20 protein-coding genes and 1 riboswitch are annotated in these 16,318 nt (G+C 52.0%); of the genes, 15 read left to right on the top strand and 5 right to left on the bottom strand.

The annotated features are described in order from the left end of the window. The 9 genes from ACUVTU_RS08740 to ACUVTU_RS08700 form a co-directional block, all read left to right on the top strand. Window positions 1-1,390 (top strand): motility associated factor glycosyltransferase family protein (locus tag ACUVTU_RS08740; RefSeq protein WP_445889582.1); only part of this gene is annotated, 1,390 nt, incomplete at its 5' end. Beyond that, a complete protein-coding gene (locus tag ACUVTU_RS08735; RefSeq protein ID WP_445889581.1) occupies window positions 1,387-1,734 on the top strand; it encodes a hypothetical protein in 348 nt (115 codons plus the stop codon). The genes ACUVTU_RS08740 and ACUVTU_RS08735, both read left to right, overlap by 4 nt. A 15-nt stretch (window positions 1,735-1,749) precedes the next feature. Beyond that, a complete protein-coding gene (locus ACUVTU_RS08730; RefSeq protein WP_445889580.1) occupies window positions 1,750-2,757 on the top strand; it encodes an NAD-dependent 4,6-dehydratase LegB in 1,008 nt (335 codons plus the stop codon). Between the two features lie 14 nt (window positions 2,758-2,771). Then, window positions 2,772-3,935: a LegC family aminotransferase gene (locus tag ACUVTU_RS08725; protein ID WP_445889579.1), complete on the top strand. Its 1,164-nt coding sequence runs from the start codon at window positions 2,772-2,774 to the stop codon at window positions 3,933-3,935. Between the two features lie 55 nt (window positions 3,936-3,990). Beyond that, on the top strand, window positions 3,991-5,187 hold the full coding sequence (gene neuC / locus ACUVTU_RS08720; protein WP_445889578.1) for a UDP-N-acetylglucosamine 2-epimerase: 1,197 nt from the start codon (window positions 3,991-3,993) through the stop codon (window positions 5,185-5,187). A gap of 4 nt (window positions 5,188-5,191) precedes the next feature. Beyond that, the gene (gene neuB / locus ACUVTU_RS08715) at window positions 5,192-6,274 is read left to right on the top strand and encodes an N-acetylneuraminate synthase (RefSeq protein WP_445889577.1); all 1,083 of its coding nucleotides are present in this window, start codon (window positions 5,192-5,194) and stop codon (window positions 6,272-6,274) included. Further along, window positions 6,271-6,906 carry an acetyltransferase gene (locus ACUVTU_RS08710; RefSeq protein WP_445889576.1) on the top strand — a complete coding sequence of 212 codons (636 nt, stop codon included), beginning with the start codon at window positions 6,271-6,273 and terminating at the stop codon, window positions 6,904-6,906. Before neuB ends, ACUVTU_RS08710 begins: the two co-directional genes overlap by 4 nt. Then, window positions 6,903-7,976 (top strand): nucleotidyltransferase family protein, encoded by a 1,074-nt coding sequence (locus ACUVTU_RS08705; RefSeq protein WP_445889575.1) that lies wholly within the window; start codon window positions 6,903-6,905, stop codon window positions 7,974-7,976. Before ACUVTU_RS08710 ends, ACUVTU_RS08705 begins: the two co-directional genes overlap by 4 nt. Beyond that, window positions 7,966-8,691, top strand: coding sequence for an acylneuraminate cytidylyltransferase family protein (locus ACUVTU_RS08700; protein WP_445889574.1), 726 nt, complete (start codon window positions 7,966-7,968; stop codon window positions 8,689-8,691). Before ACUVTU_RS08705 ends, ACUVTU_RS08700 begins: the two co-directional genes overlap by 11 nt. Before the next feature lie 21 nt (window positions 8,692-8,712). Here ACUVTU_RS08700 and ACUVTU_RS08695 read toward each other — a convergent pair whose 3' ends face one another. The 4 genes from ACUVTU_RS08695 to ACUVTU_RS08680 all read right to left on the bottom strand — a co-directional run bounded on the left by ACUVTU_RS08695 (window position 8,713) and on the right by ACUVTU_RS08680 (window position 10,470). After that, window positions 8,713-8,853 (bottom strand): hypothetical protein, encoded by a 141-nt coding sequence (locus tag ACUVTU_RS08695; protein ID WP_445889573.1) that lies wholly within the window; start codon window positions 8,851-8,853, stop codon window positions 8,713-8,715. 31 nt (window positions 8,854-8,884) lie between these two features. Then, window positions 8,885-9,370, bottom strand: a complete 486-nt coding sequence (locus ACUVTU_RS08690; RefSeq protein WP_445889572.1) for a DUF4143 domain-containing protein — start codon at window positions 9,368-9,370, stop codon at window positions 8,885-8,887. A gap of 80 nt (window positions 9,371-9,450) precedes the next feature. Next, entirely contained in the window at window positions 9,451-9,759 is a 309-nt protein-coding gene (locus tag ACUVTU_RS08685) for a MoaD/ThiS family protein (protein WP_445889571.1), read from the bottom strand. Window positions 9,760-10,047: 288 nt separating this feature from the next. Then, window positions 10,048-10,470 (bottom strand): helix-turn-helix domain-containing protein, encoded by a 423-nt coding sequence (locus ACUVTU_RS08680; protein WP_445889570.1) that lies wholly within the window; start codon window positions 10,468-10,470, stop codon window positions 10,048-10,050. A 185-nt stretch (window positions 10,471-10,655) separates the two neighbouring features. On the opposite strand from ACUVTU_RS08680, the gene ACUVTU_RS08675 reads away from it, so the two are divergent. The 3 genes from ACUVTU_RS08675 (at window position 10,656) to hepT (ending at window position 11,830) form a co-directional block, all read left to right on the top strand. Continuing rightward, window positions 10,656-10,868: a Spo0E family sporulation regulatory protein-aspartic acid phosphatase gene (locus tag ACUVTU_RS08675; RefSeq protein ID WP_445889569.1), complete on the top strand. Its 213-nt coding sequence runs from the start codon at window positions 10,656-10,658 to the stop codon at window positions 10,866-10,868. Between the two features lie 101 nt (window positions 10,869-10,969). After that, window positions 10,970-11,389: a nucleotidyltransferase domain-containing protein gene (locus tag ACUVTU_RS08670; RefSeq protein ID WP_445889568.1), complete on the top strand. Its 420-nt coding sequence runs from the start codon at window positions 10,970-10,972 to the stop codon at window positions 11,387-11,389. 27 nt (window positions 11,390-11,416) lie between these two features. Then, window positions 11,417-11,830 carry a type VII toxin-antitoxin system HepT family RNase toxin gene (gene hepT / locus ACUVTU_RS08665; protein WP_445889567.1) on the top strand — a complete coding sequence of 138 codons (414 nt, stop codon included), beginning with the start codon at window positions 11,417-11,419 and terminating at the stop codon, window positions 11,828-11,830. A gap of 67 nt (window positions 11,831-11,897) precedes the next feature. On the opposite strand, the gene ACUVTU_RS08660 is transcribed toward hepT, so the two are convergent. Further along, window positions 11,898-12,647 carry a protoglobin domain-containing protein gene (locus tag ACUVTU_RS08660; RefSeq protein WP_445889566.1) on the bottom strand — a complete coding sequence of 250 codons (750 nt, stop codon included), beginning with the start codon at window positions 12,645-12,647 and terminating at the stop codon, window positions 11,898-11,900. A gap of 190 nt (window positions 12,648-12,837) precedes the next feature. Continuing rightward, window positions 12,838-13,013: riboswitch (FMN riboswitch) on the top strand. A 244-nt stretch (window positions 13,014-13,257) separates the two neighbouring features. On the opposite strand from ACUVTU_RS08660, the gene ribD reads away from it, so the two are divergent. The 3 genes from ribD to ACUVTU_RS08645 all read left to right on the top strand — a co-directional run bounded on the left by ribD (window position 13,258) and on the right by ACUVTU_RS08645 (window position 16,290). Next, window positions 13,258-14,352: a bifunctional diaminohydroxyphosphoribosylaminopyrimidine deaminase/5-amino-6-(5-phosphoribosylamino)uracil reductase RibD gene (gene ribD / locus ACUVTU_RS08655; RefSeq protein WP_445889565.1), complete on the top strand. Its 1,095-nt coding sequence runs from the start codon at window positions 13,258-13,260 to the stop codon at window positions 14,350-14,352. Between the two features lie 3 nt (window positions 14,353-14,355). Next, the gene (locus ACUVTU_RS08650) at window positions 14,356-15,012 is read left to right on the top strand and encodes a riboflavin synthase (RefSeq protein ID WP_445889564.1); all 657 of its coding nucleotides are present in this window, start codon (window positions 14,356-14,358) and stop codon (window positions 15,010-15,012) included. A gap of 66 nt (window positions 15,013-15,078) precedes the next feature. Then, window positions 15,079-16,290, top strand: coding sequence for a bifunctional 3,4-dihydroxy-2-butanone-4-phosphate synthase/GTP cyclohydrolase II (locus tag ACUVTU_RS08645; protein ID WP_445889563.1), 1,212 nt, complete (start codon window positions 15,079-15,081; stop codon window positions 16,288-16,290). The last annotated feature ends 28 nt before the right edge of the window (window positions 16,291-16,318 follow it).

The raw sequence follows: 16,318 nt of genomic DNA, 5'->3' as shown, positions 1-16,318 counted from the left end.
TATTAATTTCAACCAAGATAATCGCTATGAGCAGATAATTAATTTTTTTTCACAAACATTAGAACAGAATAGAACTGCCAGGATGAGTTTTGTAGTACTTCCCGCTTATCGAGTAATATACAAAGACCTGCTTGATAAGTTGCAGGATTATCTAAAAAAACTCATAAATGTTTTACAGGTAAACTTTTATACAAACTTATTGTACCACCGCCAGTGGTGTCAAAACTACGCTGCCAATTTTAAGTATTTGGCCCAAACTTGTCCGGTAACGGCGCTGAAAGACAGCATCAGGGGTATGCCGGCAATTATAGTTGCAGCAGGTCCTTCTTTAACTTATGAGCTGGAGCACCTTTCTAAAGTATTGGACAAGGCTCTTGTGGTTGCTGTAGGCACTGGATTAAGTATATTGGATAAGAATGAGATTAAGGCCCACATTTGCGGTGCCATTGATGGTACTAAGTTAGAAGAAGATTTGTTTGTTGGCCTGAAAAAAAATAAAGACATTGCCTTGCTTTATGGGGGAAGTGTTTACCACACAGTGCCGGGTTTGTTTGCCGGTCCCAAGTTTTTAATGTGTGTTGAACCGATTGATCATTTTCTTTATCTAAGTATGGGATGGCCTAACATAGGTCTTTACAGCGGTGCTTCTATAGCTAATATAATTTTATACAATCTTTCCGCACTGGGATGCAATCCGATAATATTTCTGGGCCAGGACTTTTGTTACAGCAGGGGTAAGTCATATGCGGAAGATGCTGCATACGTGAAAGGTAGCGTTGATGTTTCAAGCTCATTTGATAATAATCCTAATTTTGTGAAGGTAACTAATAAAAAGGGAGAGCAAGTATATACAAATAGGGCTTTTTTGGCCATGCGTGACCTGTATGAAAATGTAATCAGGGGCTTTCCTCACATAGAATACTTGAATGCTACCAGTGATGGCCTATCAATTGCTGGTGCTAGAGATATCCAGTTCAGTTCCTATATCAGGAATTACCTTGCATACAGGCAGTCGGTCAACTTTGCAGAATTGATAGAGAAATGTTATAGCAACTGGTTAAAAAATGATTCCTTAGAGGCAAAAGAAAAGATTATAAAGTTGATGTATAATGATAATAAAGATTTAATAATTTTCTGCCAGGACATAATTCGCTGTATCGAGGATCAGAGTGTTGACGTGCAGAAAAAAAAGCAACTTATAATACAAAAGGAAGAGGATATTGTACAGCGTCCACTTTTTAGAGAGATTTTAGCTCCTCTTGTCCAACAGGTTGAGATGATTTTCACTTCTCGAGAATATTTTGATTGCAAAAAAAATATGTACGCGTATCTTTTGGACAAGCTATTGATAATGGAAAATGCTTTTATGTATGAGGTAAATAAAAAATGAATATTGCTCAAAATACCAATCAGATTGCGTATCTGGTTATGAAGTTAGAAGATATTGGAAGATCTATTTGGGAAAATGTAATGTTAGCAGAAATCGAGCGGGCAATGCAATTAATGCAAGAATTTACAATGACAGCTGCGCAGTTGCTGGATTTGCTTTCTGTAATGCAGGAAACAAAGTCTTTCAATAAAGAACAAGTGTTGATATTTATGCAGATTATTTCTTTTATGGAGCGAGCAATGTTAGATATGGATTATATTTTTTTGGCAGATCTCATAAAATATGAAATTACGCCTATGCTAGATTCATGGTATCGTGTTCTCAATATGGAGCCAGTGATTTGAATGGAGTGCACTGCATTGGCTAAAAAAAAGATATTAGTTACCGGCGCCGACGGCTTTATCGGTTCCCATCTGGTGGAGGCACTGGTGCAGCAGGGCTACCCTGTACGTGCCTTTGTACTCTATAATTCCTTTAACTCCTGGGGTTGGCTGGATACATTAGTACCTGGAATCCTGCGTCAGATAGACGTGTTCCCCGGCGATATCCGCGACCCGCACGGGGTGAAACAGGCCATGCAGGGATGTGGGGCAGTATTGCACCTGGCGGCTTTAATTGCTATACCCTACTCCTACCATTCGCCGGACACCTATGTGGATACCAACATTAAGGGCACGCTCAACCTGCTGCAGGCTGCCCGGGAGGTGGGCGTGGAGAAGTTCATCCACACGTCCACCAGTGAGGTTTACGGTACGGCCCGCTTTGTGCCCATCAACGAAGAGCATCCCCTGCAGGCCCAGTCGCCCTACGCCGCCACTAAAGTGGCCGCGGACCAGTTGGCTTTATCTTTTTACCTGTCCTTTGGCCTGCCTGTTACAATTGTGCGGCCCTTTAACACCTACGGTCCCCGCCAATCAGCCCGGGCCGTCATTCCCACTATTATTACCCAACTGGCCAGCGGGCAACGACGGCTTAAACTGGGGGCCTTGCACCCCACGCGGGATTTTAACTACATTAAGGATACAGTGAGCGGTTTTATCGCTGCCCTGGCAGCCCCAAACTGTGCCGGTGAAGTGATTAATATTGGCAGCGGTTATGAAATATCCATTGGCGACACGGCCCGGTTGATTGCTGAGCTGATGGGAGCGGATGACCTGGAAATAGTCACCGATGAAGTCCGCCTGCGTCCGGCCGCCAGTGAAGTGGAGCGCTTGTGTGCCGACAACAGTAAAGCCCGCCGCTTGCTGGGCTGGCAGCCCCAGTATGCCGGGCGGGAGGGTCTGGCCAGGGGGCTGGAGGAAACCATTGCCTGGTTTACCAACCCGACCAACTTGTGCCGCTACAAGGCGGAATTGTATAATATTTAAAAGGCTGGTGGAGTATGGACAAAAGCAGTCTCGTGGAGCAAATTATTAATACCATAAAGTCCGTACTGCCCGAGGCGGCACAGGTAGCCCTGCACGAGCCCTGCTTTGCCGGCAACGAGTGGGCCTATGTAAGGGACTGCCTGGACAGTGGCTGGGTTTCCTCGGTGGGCAGCTATGTCACGCGGTTTGAGCAAATGTTAGCCGAGTATACCGGCTCCGGTTATGCCGTGGCCACTGTTAATGGCACGGCCGCCCTGCACATTTGCCTTTTACTGGCCGGTGTACAGCCGGGTGATGAAGTGCTCATGCCCGCCCTTACCTTTGTGGCTACGGCCAATGCCGTGCGTTACTGTGGTGCCGAGCCCCATTTTGTGGACAGTGCCCCCGACACACTGGGGGTGGATCCGGTCAAACTGGCTGACTATCTGGTAGATATAGCGCAGATCAAAGATGGCCATTGTTACAACCGCTTTACCGGGCGGCGTATAGCTGTGCTCCTACCCATGCACACCTTTGGTCATCCTGTGGATCTGGATCCCCTCCTAGATCTGTGCCAGCGCTATCACCTGGTACTGGTGGAGGACGCCGCCGAAGCCCTGGGTTCGCTTTACAAAGGCCGTCATGTGGGCACCTTCGGCCGTCTGGCCGCCTTGAGCTTTAACGGTAATAAAATCATCACTACCGGTGGGGGTGGCGCTATACTCACCAGTGACCCGGAGTTGGCCCGCCTGGCCAAGCATTTAACCACTACGGCCAAGCTGCCCCATCCCTGGGAATTCTACCACGACATGTTGGGCTACAACTACCGCCTGCCCAACATTAATGCTGCCCTGGGGTGTGCCCAAATGGAAAAACTGCCGGATTTTGTGGCCCAAAAACGCGCCCTGGCGGAAAAATACCGGAACGCCCTGGCTGGCGTGCCGGGTGTACAATTTTTTTGCGAGCCGCTATTTGCCCGCAGCAACTACTGGCTGAATGCCCTGTTATTAAATGAAGAATGTGATTTGCGCGATACTTTGCTGGCGGAAACCCATCGGCTGGATATACAAACCCGCCCGGTCTGGCGGCTGATGCCAGAATTGCCCATGTATGAGGGATGTCCTCAGATGCATCTAAATGTGGCCAGAAGTTTGCAAAGCCGCATCATTAATCTGCCTTCCAGTTCTCACCTATGGTAAGGCATTTTATTGTAAATCTGGCGTTGTCAAATGTTGTCATTAAAATGAGACTTGCATGGAAAAACAAACAATAACAAGCGGTGATAAAATGTCCCGGCAAAAAATATGTGTGGTGACCGGTACCCGGGCAGAATATGGCCTGCTGTACTGGCTGATGAAAGAAATACAGGCCGATCCAGATTTGGAACTGCAAATTATTGCTACCGGTATGCACCTTTCTCCTGAATTCGGCCTGACATATAAAGTGATTGAAGAAGATGGCTTTACTATTAATGAAAAAATTGAAATGTTGCTTTCCAGTGATACACCTGTGGGCATTGCCAAATCCATCGGCCTGGCTACAATTGGCTTTGCCGATGCTCTGGACAGGCTAAAACCAGATATTCTGGTACTGCTGGGAGATCGCTTTGAAATACTGGCCGCAGCCCAGGCGGCACTGGTAGCCAGGATACCGGTGGCCCATATTGCCGGAGGGGACATTACAGAAGGCGCCTTTGACGATATTATTAGGCACTGTATAACCAAGATGTCTCACCTGCATTTTGTCACCAATGAGTCGGCCGCCCGACGTGTAAGGCAACTGGGAGAGGATGATGCTTATATTTACAATGTTGGCAGCACAGCCATTGATAATATAAAGCGCTTATCACTGCTAAATAAAGAGCAACTGGAGAGAAAATTAGATTTTAAGCTACGGAATAAAAATCTACTGATCACTTTCCATCCCGTAACTTTGGATAGTGTGCCTTCAGAATTCCAACTGTCAGAGTTATTGCGTGCCCTTGAAGAAATATCCCAGGAATTATCCAGTGATATAGGCTATATATTTACCTCGTCCAATGCAGACCCTTCCGGTAGAGGGTTAAACAATTTGATCAGACAATTCGTAAATCAGCACAACAATGCTGTTTTTCATACATCTTTAGGACAATTGGTTTACTTGAGTACCATTGCCCAAGTAGACGCAGTTGTTGGCAATTCCTCCAGTGGTCTATATGAAGTTCCTTCCTTTAAAAAACCTACGGTAAATATTGGCGATAGGCAAAAGGGGCGGCTGATGGCTGCTTCAGTGATTAGCTGTCAGCCGCAAGCGGAAGTAATCAAACAGGCCATATACAAAGCATTTGTTTTAGATTGTAACAATGTAGTTAATCCCTACGGAGATGGAGACAGTTCCCGTAAAATGGTTGATATATTGAAAAGCATTTATGATTATAAAGCTTTACTGAAAAAGCGTTTTTATGAGGTGTAGTGTTTTGTTTGCCCAAAGAACGAATACTTTTATTATCGCCGAAGCCGGAGTAAATCACAACGGCTCTCTGGAGCTGGCCAAACAGCTGGTGGATGTGGCTGTGCAGGCCGGAGCCGATGCGGTCAAGTTTCAGACTTTTCGGGCCGAAAAGTTGGTCAGCCGTTCAGCGCCCAAGGCAGCATACCAGTGCCGTACCACGGCGGAAAGTGAATCCCAGCTGGAAATGGTGCGCAAACTGGAGCTTTCCGAGGAACAGCACGCCGAGCTGGTGGCATACTGCCGGCAGAAAGGCATCCAGTTTCTCTCCACGCCCTTTGATGAACCCAGTGTTGACCTGCTGGTTAATCATTTTGACGTACCACTAATCAAAATACCTTCGGGAGAGATTACCAATGGGCCGTTTTTGCTGTATATAGCCCGTACGGGTAAGCCGGTGATTTTATCCACCGGCATGAGCACACTGGGTGAGGTGGAAACTGCTCTGGGAGTGCTGGCTTTTGGCTATATCAGGCTCCAGGCAGAGCCTTCCCTGGCAGCTTTTCAGGCAGCCTATGCCTCGGAGGAGGGGCGACAGGCCCTGCGCCGGAAGGTCACCCTCCTGCACTGCACCACCGAGTATCCAGCCCCATTTGCAGATGTCAATCTGCGGGCTATGGATACATTGCGTGCTGCCTTTGGCCTGCCGGTAGGTTACTCCGACCACACGCCGGGTATTGCTGTGCCCATTGCTGCCGTGGCCCGCGGAGCGGTGGTGATTGAGAAGCATTTTACACTGGATTGCAACCTGCCCGGTCCGGATCACCGGGCCTCTCTGGAACCGGGGGAACTTAAACAGATGGTGCAGGCTATTCGGCAGGTAGAACAGGCTCTGGGCAGCGGGTTGAAAATTCCTGCTGCCTCGGAAATAAAGAATATGCCAGTAGCGCGGCGCAGTCTGGTGGCGGCCAGAGCAATCAAAAGGGGGGAGCAGTTTACCGGGGAAAATGTCACTGCCAAACGGCCGGGTAATGGCTGTTCGCCCATGTTGTTCTGGGATTACGTGAGGAAGCGGGCAGCAAAGGATTATCTGCCCGATGAGCAAATATGAGTAGCAAAAAATCGGTAATACTAATTGGTGGCGGTGGACATGCCCGGGTAGTTCTGGACTTATTATTGCTCAATGGGACTACTGTTCTAGGTATTACGGAAAAATACAAACAGATAACCCTATTCAATGTACCAATAATTGGAGATGATGATGTTATACTGGATTACTCTCCAGATAAAATAATGCTGGCAAATGGGTTGGGTTTTGCAGACTCGCTGGAAAATAGAGCAAAAGTATATAATTTTTTTAAGAAAAAGGGTTATCGGTTTGAAACGCTAATACACCCTTCTGCTGTATTATCACCATTGGCATGTTTGGCGGAAGGTGTCCAGGTAATGGCTGGCGCGGTGGTGCAGGTAGGCTGCCTGATTGGCGAAAATACTATTATTAATACCCGTGCTTCTGTTGACCATGATTGTGTTCTTGGTAAGCATGTTCATATTGCACCTGGAGCAATCGTGTCTGGTGGTGTAACGATAGGAGATAATGCCTACATAGGTGCCGGTGCTACGCTTATTCATGGCGTTACCATTGGTAAAAACAGCATAGTGGCAGCAGGAGCGGTGGTAGTACGCGATGTACCAGATAATGTGACGGTAATGGGTGTACCAGCGAAGGTGGTGCAAAAATGAGGAACTGGCGTGATGTTTTAGTTTCCCCCAGTGTGTCGGTTTTGGAGACCATTAGAATCATTGACTCCGCCGCCCTGCAAATAGCTTTGGTGGTGGATGATGCCGGGCGGCTACTGGGTACTGTGACCGATGGCGATATCCGCCGGGCTATTTTGCGGGGTCTAACACTGGATGAACCGGTTGCCAGGGTGATGAACCCTGCTCCCACAGTTGCCAGGGTGAATGAAGACCGGCAGGATATTCTGGCTGTGATGAAGGCCAAGAATCTGCGCCAGATTCCGGTGCTGGATGAAACCGGGCGTGTGATGGGCATAGAAATTCTGGAGGAACTGCTCAAAGGGGGGCGGAAGGAGAATCTGGTGGTGTTGATGGCCGGCGGATTGGGCAGCCGGCTGCGTCCCCTTACTCAGGACTGTCCCAAACCCTTACTGCGGGTGGGTAGCCGGCCAATTCTAGAGACCATTTTGCATAATTTTATCGAATACGGCTTTGAGCGGTTTTATATATCAGTTAACTATAAAGCTGATATGATCAAGCAATATTTTGGTGACGGCAGCCGCTGGTATGTGCAGATTGAGTACATAGAAGAGGAGGAACGTTTGGGCACGGCCGGGCCATTGAGCCTTCTGCCCGAGAAACCCGTGCATCCTCTACTGGTAATGAATGGCGATCTGCTCACCCGGGTCAATTTTGACCAGCTTTTGAGCTTTCACCTGGACAATCGGGCGCAGGCCACTATGTGTGTGCGGGAGTTCGACCTGCAGGTGCCTTATGGTGTGGTCAAGATGGATGGGCACCGACTGTTGGGTATTGATGAAAAGCCGGTGCATCGATTTTTTGTTAATGCCGGCATTTATGTTCTGCAGCCCGCGGTTTTAGAACTGCTGCCGCGCGGCGTTTACTTTGATATGCCCGACCTGTTTGCCCGCCTGGTGGCCCAGAGGCAGGAGACGGCCGTTTTTCCGGTGCGGGAATACTGGCTGGATATTGGCCGCCTGAGCGATTATGAACGGGCCAATGGGGAGTTTGAGGCGGTTTTCGGGGCCGGGGGGAATGTTTGTGTACCGTGATAAAACCCTTTTGGCCATCATTCCTGCCCGCGGTGGTTCTAAAGGGATACCCCGTAAAAATCTGCGCCTTGTAGCGGGTAAGCCTCTTCTGACCTGGACAGTGGAGGCAGCGAAAAAATCGCGCTATATAGACCGTTTAATCCTTTCCTCTGAGGATGCCGAGATCATTGCTGCGGCCCGCAGTCTAGGTTGTGAAGTTCCCTTTGTGCGTCCGGCGGAGTTGGCCCGGGATGATACACCGGGCATTGAGCCCGTACTGCATGCCTTGCAAGCTCTGCCGGAAAAGTATGATTATGTGGTGCTGTTGCAGCCCACTTCGCCCCTGCGCCGGGCGGAAGATATTGACGGTTGTATTGCTCGTTGCGTAGATCAGAGAGCTTTGGCCTGCGTTTCGGTAACCGAAGCGGCGCATCATCCTTACTGGATGTATCAACTGGCGCAGGATGGCTTTTTAAAGCCATTTCTACTTCGGGAGAAAGTGCCGGCCCGTCGTCAGGATTTGCCGCCGGTATACGCGTTAAACGGTGCTGTTTATGTGGCCCGCTGCGATTGGCTGCAGGAAAAACGGACTTTTCTTTCCGAGGAAACGACAGCTTTTGTGATGCCTCCCGAACGTTCAGTGGATGTGGATAGTGTATACGATTTGATGCTGGCGGAGTTTTTATTGTCAGAGATACCGAGAAAAGGGAATGAGGTAAGTTATGGCCGCACGTGATTAAGAACCGTACTCTCCAATTCACTCCGCCCTTACCCTTTCCGCCCAGCCGGTCAGGTACAAAAAGGCATGGGCGGGAATTTTTATCATCCGCGCCCCGCCGGGTTGTTCCAGATAGCCGAAGTCTTCCGCCTGCCGGGTGACCAGTATGGCTCCCAGCACGTTTTTCTCACCGGCCAGATCCCACAGGGCGTCATCCTTTTGCAGGGTGGCGCTTTGGCGGTATTTTACCTCTATGAACCAGGAAGCTCCCGCCTCTTAGCGAAAGCGAAGGCGGGAGAGGCTTCACAATAATGCCCATTTCATCTGCATTGGCCAGTACCGTTTCGTTAAGCAGCAATACGGCGTTGCGCAAAGCGGCGTCGGCGATATATATTTTCGGTTTACTTTTCAGGATTTTTTTGCCATGTTGATCAATGGGGTGGCTGATGTAAATTAAATTAGCTTGTTCTAACTGGCTGATATAATTGCTCACCGTCTGGCGGGCAATTTGGATTTCTTTGGCAATGGTTTCCTGGACAATGATATTGCCGCTGTGCAGACACAGGTAAAGAAATATTTTTTCCAGCTCCAGAACGTTTCTGGTTCCGAAGAGGGCGGTCATGTCTCTTTTGAGCACTTTATCGGTTACGTCTTCGCGCAGGATACGCTGGGCGAATGGGATGTCGTCAGTGACCACCAGCTCGGGAAAGCCCCCGATTAACAGGTAGCTGAAAAAAGCGGGATGACTGGTTAATGTCTCCCGCTTATTTGCTACACCTAGAACTGATTTTCATTATGGCCGTCTACCTTTTGATTCATGAACCCCAGCAGTACCCGGTAGGGGCCGGGGGTGCCGGGCGGGACAAAGGCTACCCGGTCGCCGGGCATGACCGTGTGTTCCAGGGGCTGGGCCCGGCCGTTGACGAAGACTATTTCTATTTTGTCCAGGGGCAAGGATAGCTGCTCGGCCAGGGCGGCAGCGCTGGTGGGGGCGGGTAAATCATACATTAAAGGGAAGGACCAGCCCCGCTGGTCGAATATTTTCTTTAAGTCGGCAAATGCTCTGATTTCAACTTGTTTGGTCATGTGTTTTTCCGGCCCGTGGGATGAAACACTGCCGTTCAAGAAGGCATCAGGCCGGAACTTCCCCCCTTATTAGTTCATTTTGGTGGCCTGGTGTTCATTTGTTTCCTTAATACTTTACATTGTAAAATAAAAACCTCTGCAGGGGCAAATGAAAATTGCCCGTAAAGCTTTTACTGATTGCCGTTGCATGATACAATAATTGGCAATAGGACAAAAACGCTTAGGTGGTATGCCTGTGCAGGGAGAATAGTATTCTTTGCTTGTGGTAGCGAAAAAGGCGGGCAAGGTCTATTTGTTACCTCCCGCCTTTGTTTTATTTATATATTGACAAATATTCAGGCTGGTGCTGATTTGCCATTCAATGATTTCGCGCAATGTTTGTGGACCAAGCCCGGTCTCGCGGGCGAAGAGAAGGAAACTGCTCCATTCCTGTTCGGCACTTTCTCGTAGTTGCCCGACTGCCCGGTCAGTACCTGTACGAGAATAGAGGACGGTTGTTTCCGGCATATCCAGCAGTTCATCCAGTGTGATATTAAAGTAAAGGGCAATCTTTCTCAGTTGTTCGGTATCCGGTTCAGCGCGGCCGTTTTCCCAGTTGGCCAGGGTAGTGCGGTTTATATTCAGAATGCGGGCCAGTTTTTCCTGAGTGATCTTTTTTCGCTGCCGTAAGAGTTTGATTTTTTGCCCCAGTTGGCCGGCTTTGGCACTCATGCTGAGCTCCCCTTCAGACTGTGCTTGATAATGTCATTAACTGCAATTTTAGCATAGTTGGTGTGGGCGTATGGGGCAAGGAGATGAGTAACATTATAACATTTTCTGTTGACTGTGTAAAAATTACACATTAAAATGTAAATAAATAGCTATTTTAGTAAATTATTATGAATGGAGTTATCTTTATGGCAGCGAAACTGATTGATTTGATTGAGGCCCTGCGTCAGGCCATGCACGCTCTTTATGAATACGGTGCGCCTCAGAGCCAGATAATGGCAATTAGTGCTTTGCTGGACGACTATATTGTGCGCTACCAGCGTTATCAACTGGCGACCTGGCAGCGGGAACAAAGTGGCCCGACCGCCTGTGATGTCGGGTGCTTCAGCAAATTCTGCTGAATTTTGGGTTTGCTGTGGTGCTGTTGTTATTTTAAAATATAAGTAACCTTCTTAAAGCCTGGATACCATTTAAGCGGCAAAAGCCGGACTGGTGGTGGAATATGCAGCTGGTAAAAACCGACTTGCCCGTGGTTGCTGAACAGGTGAGCAGGGTGTTGGTCGATTTTCCCCAGGTGGCTGCGGCATATATTTTTGGCTCAGCCCTGGAATTGTCTCGTCCGGATAGCGACATCGACCTGGGGCTGGTATTGCAAAAGGACATTGCTCCTGATAGTCAGTCAGCCTTTTTGCTCGAAGGCCAAATTGCTGCCCGGCTTGAGCCTGTAGATGGACGCGTTTTTGACATAAATTTTATCGATCCGGCACGGCCCATTCTGGCAGTGCGCATTTTTCATCAGGGCAGATTGATATACTGCCAGGATCGGGATCGTTTGAGCGATGTCATGGAACAGGCCAGCCGGCTGTATGCTGAGGTCTATCCTCGCTACCGGCGGGCCCTGGAGGAGATATTTAGCTCATAATTTTACGCCGGCAATGAGGTGGGTCAATTGGATAATGAACGTGTTTTTAAAAAAATTGGCTACATTCGTGAACAGGTGGCCAGCATTCGCGAATTGCTCTTAAACAGAGAAAAGGACGATATTTTAAACAACCCCTGGTTGGTGCGCGGCTTAAAATATGCTTTACAAACAGCTATTGAGGCCGTGATCGACATAGCCTATCATATTTCAGCAAAAAAATATTTCAGGGCACCCCGGGATGCCCGGCAGGCTATGCAGATTCTGGCGGAGAACGGGGTAATCAGTCAGGAGCGGATGGCGGTTTATTCCAGTATGATTGGTCTCAGGAACAGAATTGTGCATGGTTACCAGGATGTTTCGGGTGAGAGATTGTATGAAATTTTAATCAATCATTTGGATGATCTGGAGCGGTTTGTCTGTGAAATAAAACTGCTGCTGTAAATAAAGGCTGGTAGGACCGGCAGGTGTCCTCCAGCCTTTTTGCTTTTTATTAGTGCATAATGCTGAGTTAAGCATCGTTGGTCTTTTGCATCTGGTTGATGGCGGCCTGGTTCTTTTTCACCATCTGGTCGATTTCTTTGGCTGACTGGGCCGATTGCTCGGCCAGCTTGCGCACGGCCTGGGCCACCACAGCGAAGGTGCGGCCGTGTTCACCGGCCCGGGCCGCCTCGATGGAGGCGTTGAGGGAAAGCAGGTTGGTTTCGCTGGCTATATGACTGATTACTGAAGCCACTTTGCTGATGTCTTCCTGCATGAGCATGAGCTGATCCAGCTGCTCGGCGATGTAGTTTTCTATGGCCAGCTGCATGTCCAGGTTGATGCGTTTGCTAAAGGCATCATAGGCCCGGGTGATGGCTGCATTGTCCGGGCCGTGATGCAGGATTAAAAGCCGCTCAATTTCCTGGCAGTAAATCTGGTAGGCCCCGATATACCAGCGGGGCGGCAGCTGTACCTCTACGTGCTTTTTGCCAATACCCAGCCGGCGCTGCAGGTAGCCACTGTCCAGATGGGGATCGGTCAGGCTGATGAAATAGGCTTTCTGAGTCTCTTTTAGGCGCTCTACCGTGGAGTGCTTTTCTATGATGCTTTTCAACTGGGGAAATTGTAAGATGTGTTGGTAGAATTTATCCACCACTTCTGCGGCATGTTGGGTGAAGAGTTCCCGGTAGGAGGCCATCAGCGACAGTTCCTCTTCGTTTATAGCCAGGAAATTCAGCTGGTCCTGGCGGCTTTTTTCCAGAGCAGACAGGAAAGACAATGGCCAAACCTCCTTGTATGAGTCTTGCACCGCCCGGGTTGGGATGGGCGCGGGAGTTTATGGGAAAATTATATCAGCAAAAGGGTTGCGGTAAAATATGTTCTGTTAAAGTTTGTGCGGCAAATTCGATCCTAATTGACACTGCTCCGGCAGCGGCTTATAATTATTAAAAGCAACCGCATAGCCTTAACAGTACCTTCGGGGACGGGTGCAATTCCCTACCGGCGGTGAAAGGCCCGTAGCGTGACAAAAGCGCGGTGGGCCTGGCAGCCCGCGAGCCGGCGAAAGGCCCTTGGCGGTCTTTGGGCGGCAGATCCGGTGCAATTCCGGGGCCGACAGTGATAGTCTGGATGGGAGAAGGTGAAAGATGGCGCATTGCTGTTTTGTTGCGCCCCGGGCGGCCGTTTTCCGGCCGGCCAGGTGTTGCATGCTTATTTGCGCTTTTTTCGCCCCCGGGGGAACCTGCGGGGCGTTTTTAGTTTAAGTTCTGGCATGAGGTAATTTGGATTTATGTAAGCAGCGGGTGTGCATCCTGTGCTCGCCCGCCTGCTTGTACCAACAAGCTATCCGAAAGGAACCGATACAAATGCAACCAGCCGAACAGGACACAATGTACATGCGCCGTGCCCTGGAACTGGCGGAGAAAGCCCGCGGCCGCACCAGCCCCAATCCCCTGGTGGGAGCCGTGCTGGTGCAAGACGGTCGGGTAGTGGGGGAAGGCTATCATCAAAAGGCGGGCACGCCGCATGCCGAGATCCACGCCTTAAGCCAGGCCGGGGAGCGGGCGCGGGGCGCCACGCTCTATGTAACGCTGGAGCCCTGCTGCCACCACGGGCGCACCGGCCCCTGCACCAGCGCTGTGCTTGCGGCCGGGGTGCGGCGGGTGGTGGTGGCCATGACCGATCCCAATCCGCTGGTGGCCGGTAAAGGGCTGGCCATCCTGCGCCAGCACGGCATTGAAGTGGTGTCCGGTGTGCTGGAGGCCGAGGCCCGGCGTTTAAATGAAATATTTATCAAATACATTACCACCCGGCGGCCCTTTGTCCTGCTCAAGGCGGCCATGAGCCTGGACGGTAAAATCGCTACGGCTACCGGCCAGTCCCAGTGGATCACCGGCGAGGCCGCCCGCCTGTACGGCCACCGCCACCGCGATTGGTACGACGCCATTTGCGTGGGGGTGAACACCGTGCTGGCCGACGACCCCCTGCTCACCACCCGCCTGCCGGAAGGGCCGGGCCAAAACCCGCTGCGCGTCATCCTGGACAGCCGGGGGCGCACGCCTCCCGCGGCCCGGGTGCTGGCCACGGCCCGGCAGGTACCCACTCTGCTGGCCACCACCGAGCGCACGCCGCTGCAGGTGCGACAGGCCTGGCAGGAATGCGGGGCGCAGGTGCTGGTGCTGTCCGGGGACGGGGGGCGGGTCAGCCTGCCCGCCCTGCTGGATGAGCTGGGGCGCCGGGAAATCAGCAGCCTGCTGGTGGAGGGCGGGGCCGCCGTGCACGCCGCCTTTTTGCAGCAGGGGCTGGCCGACAAGGTGCTCTGGTTCATCGCCCCCAAAATTATTGGCGGCCGCAGTGCGCCCGGCCCGGTGGGCGACCCGGGTGTGGCCGAGCTGGCCCGGGCTTGGCCCGTGCGGGAGTGGCAGATCAAAAAGCTGGGTGCAGACCTGTGCATTGAAGGTTACCTGACCCGGCGGGAGGATTGAGTGATGTTTACTGGACTGGTGGAAGAACTGGGCAGAGTGCGCAGCATAGCCAAAGGGGCAGATTCAGCCCGGCTGTATATAGCTGCCGCCCGGGTACTGGAGGGTACGGCGCTGGGCGACAGCATCGCCGTAAACGGCGTTTGTTTGACCGTGGTGGACAGGGGCGGCGACTACTTTGTTGCTGATGTGATGGCCGAAACCCTGGCCCGCAGCAACCTGGGTGGTCTGCGGCCGGGCCAGTATGTCAACCTGGAGCGGGCGCTGCGCCTGGGCGACCGGCTGGGCGGCCACCTGGTGAGCGGGCACATCGACGCGGTGGGCACCATTACGGCCCTGGAGCGGCGGGACATTGCCCTGTTGGTGACTGTGTCCGCGCCGCCCGGCGTGTTGCGCTATGTCATCCGCAAGGGCTCCATTGCCATCGACGGCATCAGCCTGACCGTGGTGGATGTGAGCCAGCACAGCCTGCAGGTTTCGCTCATCCCTCACACGGCCAAAGTGACCACCCTGGGGTACAAGCAGGTGGGCGATACGGTCAATTTGGAGGCCGACCTGATCGGCAAGTATGTAGAGCGCTTGTTTACCGGGGCGGGCGGGGAGCAAAAGCCCGCACCGGCCGGGCTGACCCTGGATTTTCTGGCCCGGCACGGCTTTGCTTGAGGTCGGTTTGGCTGCAGCGGGGTTGAACTATTCTAATAAGAGCTATAAAACAGGGGAGGGGCAGATATGGCAGCAGGTTTCAGCACCATTGAAGAAATACTGGAGGACATCCGCCAGGGCAAGATGGTGGTTATGGTGGACGATGAGGATCGGGAAAACGAGGGCGACCTGATTGTGGCGGCGGAAAAGGCCACTCCCGAGGTAATCAACTTCATGGCCACTTACGGGCGGGGGCTCATTTGCATGCCCATGGAGGGCAGGCGTCTGGATGAACTGGACTTGCCGGCCATGGTCACCCAGAACACCGACCCCCATGGTACGGCCTTCACGGTTTCGGTGGACTATGTCCAGACCAGTACGGGCATCTCGGCTCATGAGCGGGCTATGACTGTGCGGGCCATGATTGACCCGGCCACCCGGCCGGAGGATTTGCGCCGACCCGGGCACATCTTTCCTCTGCGGGCCAAGGAGGGCGGTGTACTGCGGCGGGCCGGCCACACCGAGGCCGCCGTGGACCTGTGCCGCCTGGCCGGCATGTATCCGGCCGGGGTGATCTGCGAGATCCTCAAGGACGACGGCACCATGGCCCGGGTACCCGAGCTGATGGAATTCTGCCAGCGGCACAATTTGAAGCTGGGCACTATTGCCAGCCTAATCCAGTACCGCCGCCAGCACGAGAAGCTGATCCGGCGGGTGGATTACGCCAAACTGCCCACCAAATACGGCGACTTCATTGCCGTGGCCTACGAGAGCCTGCTGGATAAAAAAGAGCACCTGGCCCTGGTCAAGGGCGACCTGACCGCGGTGGAGGCCCCGCTGGTGCGGGTGCATTCGGAGTGCCTGACCGGGGACGTTTTCGGCTCGGAGCGCTGCGACTGCGGTGACCAGCTGGCCCGTGCTTTGCAGATGATTGAGGCGGAAGGCACCGGGGTGCTGCTGTACATGCGCCAGGAGGGGCGGGGTATAGGTCTGCTGAACAAGATCCGGGCCTACCATTTGCAGGACCTGGGCAAGGACACGGTGGAGGCCAACGAGGCCCTGGGTTTTCCGGCCGATTTGCGCGACTACGGCATCGGGGCGCAGATTCTGGTGGATCTGGGCCTGCGGCGCATTCGCCTTTTGACCAACAACCCGCGCAAGATCAAGGGCCTGGAGGGCTACGGCCTGGAGATTGTCAGCCGGGTACCCATTGAAATACCCCCCGGTCAGTGCAACCGCTTTTATTTGGCCACCAAAAAGCGCAAGCTGGGACATATGCTCAGTGTGGTGGAAAAATAGCAGGGCGAAACCAGGGGGAGCAGGATTG

The sequence above is a fragment of the Desulfurispora sp. genome, from assembly GCF_052744395.1.
Note: the sequence above shows the minus strand (reverse complement) of the source record. Positions and strands in the feature narration are given on the sequence as shown.

What these genes read in the sequence shown, in the direction of transcription:
- ACUVTU_RS08735 (WP_445889581.1), top strand. Translation starts at nt 1,387, where the DNA reads ATGAATATTGCTCAAAATACCAATCAGATTGCGTATCTGGTTATGAAG.
- ACUVTU_RS08725 (WP_445889579.1), top strand. Translation starts at nt 2,772, where the DNA reads ATGGACAAAAGCAGTCTCGTGGAGCAAATTATTAATACCATAAAGTCC.
- neuC (WP_445889578.1), top strand. Translation starts at nt 3,991, where the DNA reads ATGGAAAAACAAACAATAACAAGCGGTGATAAAATGTCCCGGCAAAAA.
- ACUVTU_RS08710 (WP_445889576.1), top strand. Translation starts at nt 6,271, where the DNA reads ATGAGTAGCAAAAAATCGGTAATACTAATTGGTGGCGGTGGACATGCC.
- ACUVTU_RS08705 (WP_445889575.1), top strand. Translation starts at nt 6,903, where the DNA reads ATGAGGAACTGGCGTGATGTTTTAGTTTCCCCCAGTGTGTCGGTTTTG.
- ACUVTU_RS08685 (WP_445889571.1), bottom strand. Translation starts at nt 9,759, where the DNA reads ATGACCAAACAAGTTGAAATCAGAGCATTTGCCGACTTAAAGAAAATA.
- ACUVTU_RS08680 (WP_445889570.1), bottom strand. Translation starts at nt 10,470, where the DNA reads ATGAGTGCCAAAGCCGGCCAACTGGGGCAAAAAATCAAACTCTTACGG.
- ACUVTU_RS08675 (WP_445889569.1), top strand. Translation starts at nt 10,656, where the DNA reads ATGGCAGCGAAACTGATTGATTTGATTGAGGCCCTGCGTCAGGCCATG.
- ACUVTU_RS08670 (WP_445889568.1), top strand. Translation starts at nt 10,970, where the DNA reads ATGCAGCTGGTAAAAACCGACTTGCCCGTGGTTGCTGAACAGGTGAGC.
- ribD (WP_445889565.1), top strand. Translation starts at nt 13,258, where the DNA reads ATGTACATGCGCCGTGCCCTGGAACTGGCGGAGAAAGCCCGCGGCCGC.
- ACUVTU_RS08650 (WP_445889564.1), top strand. Translation starts at nt 14,356, where the DNA reads ATGTTTACTGGACTGGTGGAAGAACTGGGCAGAGTGCGCAGCATAGCC.
- ACUVTU_RS08645 (WP_445889563.1), top strand. Translation starts at nt 15,079, where the DNA reads ATGGCAGCAGGTTTCAGCACCATTGAAGAAATACTGGAGGACATCCGC.